The organism is Bellilinea sp. (assembly GCF_034432615.1).
In the GTDB taxonomy this organism is placed as follows: domain Bacteria; phylum Chloroflexota; class Anaerolineae; order Anaerolineales; family Anaerolineaceae; genus Bellilinea.
Map to the genome: position 1 here is coordinate 1 of NZ_DAOUBL010000294.1, position 5,906 is coordinate 5,906.

At 58.8% G+C, this 5,906-nt stretch carries 6 protein-coding genes and 1 pseudogene; all 7 read left to right on the top strand.

Annotated features, from left to right (window positions below; genetic code table 11):
• Nucleotides 1-462: pseudogene (locus tag VAE48_RS13395) on the top strand (CRISPR-associated protein Csx14); the annotation flags it as partial.
• A gap of 92 nt (nucleotides 463-554) precedes the next feature.
• Nucleotides 555-1,469, top strand: coding sequence for a type III-B CRISPR module RAMP protein Cmr1 (cmr1, locus tag VAE48_RS13400; protein ID WP_322793835.1), 915 nt, complete (start codon nucleotides 555-557; stop codon nucleotides 1,467-1,469).
• Nucleotides 1,466-3,235, top strand: coding sequence for a type III-B CRISPR-associated protein Cas10/Cmr2 (cas10, locus tag VAE48_RS13405; RefSeq protein WP_322793836.1), 1,770 nt, complete (start codon nucleotides 1,466-1,468; stop codon nucleotides 3,233-3,235). Before cmr1 ends, cas10 begins: the two co-directional genes overlap by 4 nt.
• Nucleotides 3,232-4,308 (top strand): type III-B CRISPR module-associated protein Cmr3, encoded by a 1,077-nt coding sequence (cmr3, locus tag VAE48_RS13410; protein ID WP_322793837.1) that lies wholly within the window; start codon nucleotides 3,232-3,234, stop codon nucleotides 4,306-4,308. The genes cas10 and cmr3 overlap by 4 nt, the downstream gene beginning before the upstream one ends.
• Before the next feature lie 32 nt (nucleotides 4,309-4,340).
• Nucleotides 4,341-5,249, top strand: a complete 909-nt coding sequence (gene cmr4 / locus VAE48_RS13415; RefSeq protein ID WP_322793838.1) for a type III-B CRISPR module RAMP protein Cmr4 — start codon at nucleotides 4,341-4,343, stop codon at nucleotides 5,247-5,249.
• A gap of 2 nt (nucleotides 5,250-5,251) precedes the next feature.
• Nucleotides 5,252-5,632, top strand: a complete 381-nt coding sequence (gene cmr5, locus VAE48_RS13420; RefSeq protein WP_322793839.1) for a type III-B CRISPR module-associated protein Cmr5 — start codon at nucleotides 5,252-5,254, stop codon at nucleotides 5,630-5,632.
• A 3-nt stretch (nucleotides 5,633-5,635) separates the two neighbouring features.
• Nucleotides 5,636-5,906, top strand: a 271-nt coding sequence (locus VAE48_RS13425) for a hypothetical protein (RefSeq protein WP_322793840.1), incomplete at its 3' end; no start/stop codon positions are given.

Genomic DNA, 5,906 nt, shown 5'->3' on the forward strand with positions numbered 1-5,906 from the left:
CTCTTTGGGCGCGAGGACCGCATCTGGCATATGATTTCATCGGCGCCGTGGGGCGGGGCGGTCAAGGGACTGCACCCGGCGGCCGAGGACCGTTTTACGGTGGTCGAGGTTCCCTTTTTGCGCTGGGACGAGGCGGCTTCAGCACATCTGCTGCTGCAAGAATCAACCGATCCATGGGAGGCGCTGCGCCGGCACGCTCAGATCAGTGACGGGGAGAGCCTGCGCCGCAAGCGCGCATTTTGGAACGAACGCCTGACGGAAGCTCAGCGCCGAGCGGCGGAACTGCTGGTACGCGAAGGGCTGGATAATGCCGCGCTTGCCCGCCGGCTGGGAAAAAGCCCGCGCACGGTGGCCAATCAACTGACGGCGGTGTACCGCGCCTGCGAGGGCTGGCTGGGCATGCCGGTCAACCGTGCCGTGTTCATTGCCGAGTTTGCCCCGTTGTTTCGCGGAGAGGATTAGGAAAAAGTTCCTAAGAAAAATTGGTCATTTTTACCGTAGCCGGGCTGGAGGGGATGCGGTAAATTATTCAAAACCGGAGAAAGGAGCAGGATATGCGGAAGGTAGCAATTGAGTTGATGACGGTAACGCCGCTGTTTTTGGGCGGCAGCGACCCGCGCAGCGGTCAGCCGCCGGAACTGCGCCCGCCCTCGTTTCGCGGGGCGATGCGCTACTGGTACCGCGCCGCGCTCGGCGGGGTGGTGGGGGATAAAAATCTGGGTGCGGTTCGGGCGTTGGAGGAGGCCGTATTTGGCAGTACGGACAGCGGCTCGCCGATCAGCCTGCGAATCAGCGGGAACTTAAAGTGGTCTTCCCACCCCATTCTGCCGCATAAGTCTGCCGGGCGCAGAAATGCTTTTGATGCCGGTCAGACCTTCCGTTTGACGATGAGCGCGCGCCCAACCTGCCCGGATTTGATCTGGGCGAATGCCTGCATGGCGCTCAACCTGGCGCTGACTTTGGGCGGGGTGGGACTGCGCTCACGGCGCGGCATGGGCAGTCTGCAGGTGGTGAAAAGCAGTGACCCGCAATTAGTACCGGTTTTCCCAAAAAACGAATCTGAAATCACGAAATTTATTCAAATTGTTGTCCGCTCTGCGGTTCGGCAGGCTCAAGCTTTGGCTGGCGAGAAAGGAATTGCCGTGACGCAATTACCCGAAGAGCCTACCGAATTTCCCTCTGCAGCCATGAATGCCGAAATACGATTGTTGAGCCAAATCAACGCCAGAAATGGGGTAGAGGCCGTAGCCGACCTGATGCGCCGCTTCCCCAAACAAAACTGGCTGGGAGGTATCAGCCCGCGGCAGGCTTCGCCGGTTTGGGCGAGGGTGTTCAAAACCACGGAAGGATACCATCTTCTGTTCACCCTGCTGCCGGCAAAACTGGCGGGCGATACTCATGATTACACTGAACTGCGAAGATGGTTAAAGATGGGCAATGTAGTGGGGGTGAAAGGATGGAACCAATGACAAATACAATGGATAAAGCCCTGGCAATCTTCACCTTCTCGCCGGTGCAGTCCTTTATCAGCGAGGCGCGCCGCGCCGAGGACCTGTTCAACGGTTCGGCAATCCTCTCGCGACTGGCGTATGCCGCCGCCGAGGCGATTGGCCAGCAAAACCTGATTTACCCGCTGTCCATCTCGCCGGACGATATGCCCAACAAACTGGTCGCCGAGCTCAACATGGACGAAGCCGAACAGACTTTGCAAAAAGCCGAAGACGCGCTGATCGGCGAGTGGCGCAAAATTGCCGCAAATGCGCGCCAACGCGCCAATCTGGATAGCGATGCGGTATGGATGTCCATCTGGCAGCGCCAGGTGATTCAGCGTCCGCCGTGGCAGGTGTTCTGGGTGTTTGTGCCGCGCAGCGCCGACTACACCGCCGATTACCGCGAAGCCAGCCGGCTGCTGGACGGGGTCAAGCACGCCCGGCTCTTTGAACAAAGCGAGGAGGAAGGCGCAAAGGACAGCCTGAGCGGTCAGCGCTCGGCGCTGCATACCCAAAACACTTCCCCAAAGTGTTACTGGAAGGAGATGGCGAAGAAAGGACACATCTCCGCCTCGCGCCTCAAACCGGAAGGTAAGGAACGGCTGGACGGAATCGCTCTGGTCAAGCGCTTTGCCGAGCTGAAGCAGAACCGCCAGTTTCCTTCCACCAGCACGGTCGCCGGCTGGGATTTTTATCAGCTGGCCGACGATAAAGCACCTTCCGCACTGCAGGCTCACAAACAGGCCTTGGACGGCCTTGGGCTGTACCGCGCCCGCAAAGAGGACGCCATCTTCCCGTACGACCTGGATTTGCTGTTCGAGGAAACGCTCACGCCTGAACGGATGAAGGATTCGTACAACAAGACTTTCACGGCCGAGCAACTGAAACCGGCGCGGCAAACCTTGCGCGGACTGTACAAGGCATTGGGGGATACCCGCCCTTCGCCGTATTACGCCATCCTGCTGCTGGACGGCGACGGAGTCGGCGTGAAGCTGGATGATATGCAAGGCAGCTCCAAAAAAGGGAGAGCCTTTCACGAGGCATTCAGCCGTGCGCTGGCAGATTTTGCCGGGAAGACCGCAAAAGAAATTGTTTTAGAGAAAAAAGGCGGCTTTCTGATTTACAACGGCGGTGATGATGTCCTGCTGTTCGCCTCATTGCAGAACGCCATACCACTGGCGGTGAAACTGACTGGGGCCTATAAGAAAGCTCAGGAAGGGGTGGTTCATGCCACGCTTTCCGGGGCGGTGCTGTTCGCCCATCACCTTTCGCCGCTATCGCGCGTGCTGGCCGACCTGCGCTCCGCCGAGCAGTACGCCAAGTCGGTCAAAGCGGATGATTGGGGTAACAAAGACATGCTGTGTGTGGCGCTGAGCAAGCGCGGGGACGAGCCGCTGCGGGCGCGCAGCAGCCCGGATCAGTTAGCCAAATTCGACTCAAACTGGGTTGAGCCGTTCCGCAAGGGTCGGCTGGCTGGCGGGCTGCCCTATATGCTCAAGGATGATTTGCGCATAGCCGAAAGTCTCGAGCCGCAGGCGGTGCAGGCGCTGGTCACCTACCGCTTCAAACGGCAGGCCGCGCCGGACTTCGGCGAAGAGGCTGCCACTTTAGCCGACCAATGGGTTAAATGGGTGGAGGACATTCGAAATAAATTGGAGACAACCGACCCAGGCCGAACGGCAATCGAAGAAGGCGTCAACTGGCTGGTGATTGCCCGCTTTTTGGCACAAGGAGGGAGAGAATGACCGCTTACTTTATGGAAGCCCAGGATGTCTTGTTTTTCCGCGACGGCCGGCCGTTCAACGCCGGTGACGATCATCACGCCGTCAGCCGTTTTCCACCGCCGCCCTCGGTGATTCAGGGCGTGATTCGCTCGCATTATCTGGTTCACAAGGGCATTCCGCTGGAAAAGGACAAAATCCGCCAGGCGGTGGGCGATGCGGAAAACTTCAACGGTCTGCGGCTGAGCGCGCCGCTGCTGGCGCGCCGCGAGCCGGACGGCCGCCTGACGCGCTTTTTCCCAACCCCGGCGGATGCCTGCCCCTCGGACGATGGTCAACACATCCGGGCGCGGCAGGTGGTCAGCTTCCGCCAACACAGCCACGCTGCCAGGGGTTTGACGCACCTGGTGGTTTCCCCGCCCAACAGCAAACCCCAAAAGGGTGATTTGGGCGGGTATCTGGACGAAAGCAGCTTCCAGGCTTACTTTTTCAACGGGCAGGCGGTTGCGACCGTCAAAGCCGGCCAGATCTTCCAGCGGGAAGTGCGCGTGGGCATTGCCCTGGATGCGGCGCGGCGCTCGACGGAGAGCGGAAAATTGTACGAGGCCGAGTTCATCCGCCCGCAGGAAAGCGTGGGGATTTGGGTCGAAATGGACGGCTACCCCGATTTCCCTGAGCAGGGCGTGATGCGCGCCGGGGGCGAAGGGCGCGCCTTGCGTTACGGCAGCGTTGCCCGGCAGGAATTTGCGGTTCAATTGGGCTGGAAGGTAGACCAGCCCCTGCCTTCCAATTTCAAGGTCTATTTTGCCAGTCCGGCATATTTTGAAGAGGGCTGGAAGCCGAAGGACTGGGGTGTTTTCTTCGATGGTCAGGTTGAGCTGGTGACGGCAGCCATTGGCGGTTATGAAGTGATCGGCGGGTACGACCTGTTGGAAGGCAAACAAAAACCTGCCGCGCGCTGGCTGCCGGCCGGGAGTGTGTTTTATTTCCGCAGTCAGGGCGGCGTCTGCTTGAAATCGGCGGCACTGACCGGGCGCGGGGCTGAAATCGGCTATGGTCAGGTGGTCATCGGCGCATGGCAGCCGGTGGATGCCTGACCGCTTCAATTCAAATCAGGAGGATAAGCAACATGTTCAAAGAAAGCCGTATCTTGTTTTTGTATGCTGAAACCGCCGTTCATGCCGGCAGCGGACGGGCGGCCGGCGGCGCCACCGACCTGCCCATTCAGCGCGAGCGGGTCACTCAGTATCCGCTGGTGCAGGCTTCCGGGCTGAAAGGCGCTCTGCGTGCCGATTTTCGCGAGCGCAAGAAACTCAAGGATGAGGATAAACTGGTCAAAGAAATTTTTGGTGAAGCAGGCGGGGAAGATAAAAACTACGCCGGAGCGGTTTCGGTGGGGGATGCGCGCCTGCTGCTGCTGGCAGTACGCGCCCTGAAAGGTGTGTTTGCCTACACCACCAGTGCGCATGCCCTCTCGCTGCTGCGCCGCACGGTTGAGTTGGCTGGTCAGCCCTTGGATTTACCGCAAATTCCCGCCCCCAAAGATGCCAACACTGCCCTGGTTGCGCCCGGTTCTGATCTCCTTCTACAAGACAAGGTGATCCTCGAGGATTTCAGTTTCAATGCGCAGCCGCGGGAGGATGTTGCTAAAATTGCCCAATGGCTGGCCAGTAACGCTCTGCCGCAAGGAGATGCCTTCCAGTACTGGCGTGATTCGCTGCCCAAACGGCTGTGCATCTTACCGGAAGACGCCTTCCGCGATTTCTGCCTGTACGCTACCGAGGTGCAAACTCACGTACGCATCGAGCCGGACAAGAAAACCGTGGCGAAAGGCATGTTATGGACGGCAGAGTACCTGCCTGCCGACAGTTTGCTGTATGCACCGCTGTTCTTCACCGATACGCGCACCAATACCAATGGCAAACCGGTTGAGGCGGTGATTAGGGAATTTGATTATCTGAATGGCAGCCACCTGCAGGTGGGCGGTGATGAAACCACCGGTCAGGGCTGGGTGGCGGCGCGGATTTACGGAGGTTGACCATGAGCGAAAATAATCCATCCATCATCCGCACCCTGGAGCAGCAGCGCGCCGCGCACGCCTGGCAGCAGGTTCAGGCAGGAAAAACAGCGGCTAAACAAAAAGAATTAAAGAGTCTGGCGCGCAGTGCGCCGGCCAGCATCCAGAGCAGCGGGCTGGGGCAAACGGTGGCATTTTGGAAGGCCAAAGGTGAGGATCATCATCGGGTTTTGTACGCTGCGTTGGAGGGCTGGCTGAAAGACCAGCTGCATTTTTCTGCATCCTTGCTGGAGTGGATTGCCAGTCAGGCTTCCAGCGCCGATTATCGCTACGCTACCGCTGAAGCACAGGCCTACCTGAGCTGGTACAAACGCTTTGCCGAAGCCGAGCTGGAGGGAGAATAATCTATGAAGGGTAACCAGACAAAGAAAGGGAATGCTCCAAAACCGCCCGGTGGCGGAGGTTCGGCGGGCGCTTCCGGCGCGCCAGCGGGCGTTGTACAATATCCCCTGCAAAAAGATACAGCAGAGGTTTTCAGATCTGCCAACAAATCCGTTTTGAATCCCGGCTTGATTTTCGACCGGTTTGCCCCAGATTTGAACAAAGCCGGAAATCAAAAAGAAGAATGGAAAAAAAGAGCGCTGAACGATGCAGCGGTTAAGCCGGATGGCCGGGTCC

Excerpts from the sequence above, each read along its gene's own strand:
- cmr1 (WP_322793835.1), top strand. The coding sequence starts at position 555 with ATGCGGAAGGTAGCAATTGAGTTGATGACGGTAACGCCGCTGTTTTTG.
- cas10 (WP_322793836.1), top strand. The coding sequence starts at position 1,466 with ATGACAAATACAATGGATAAAGCCCTGGCAATCTTCACCTTCTCGCCG.
- cmr3 (WP_322793837.1), top strand. The coding sequence starts at position 3,232 with ATGACCGCTTACTTTATGGAAGCCCAGGATGTCTTGTTTTTCCGCGAC.
- cmr4 (WP_322793838.1), top strand. The coding sequence starts at position 4,341 with ATGTTCAAAGAAAGCCGTATCTTGTTTTTGTATGCTGAAACCGCCGTT.
- cmr5 (WP_322793839.1), top strand. The coding sequence starts at position 5,252 with ATGAGCGAAAATAATCCATCCATCATCCGCACCCTGGAGCAGCAGCGC.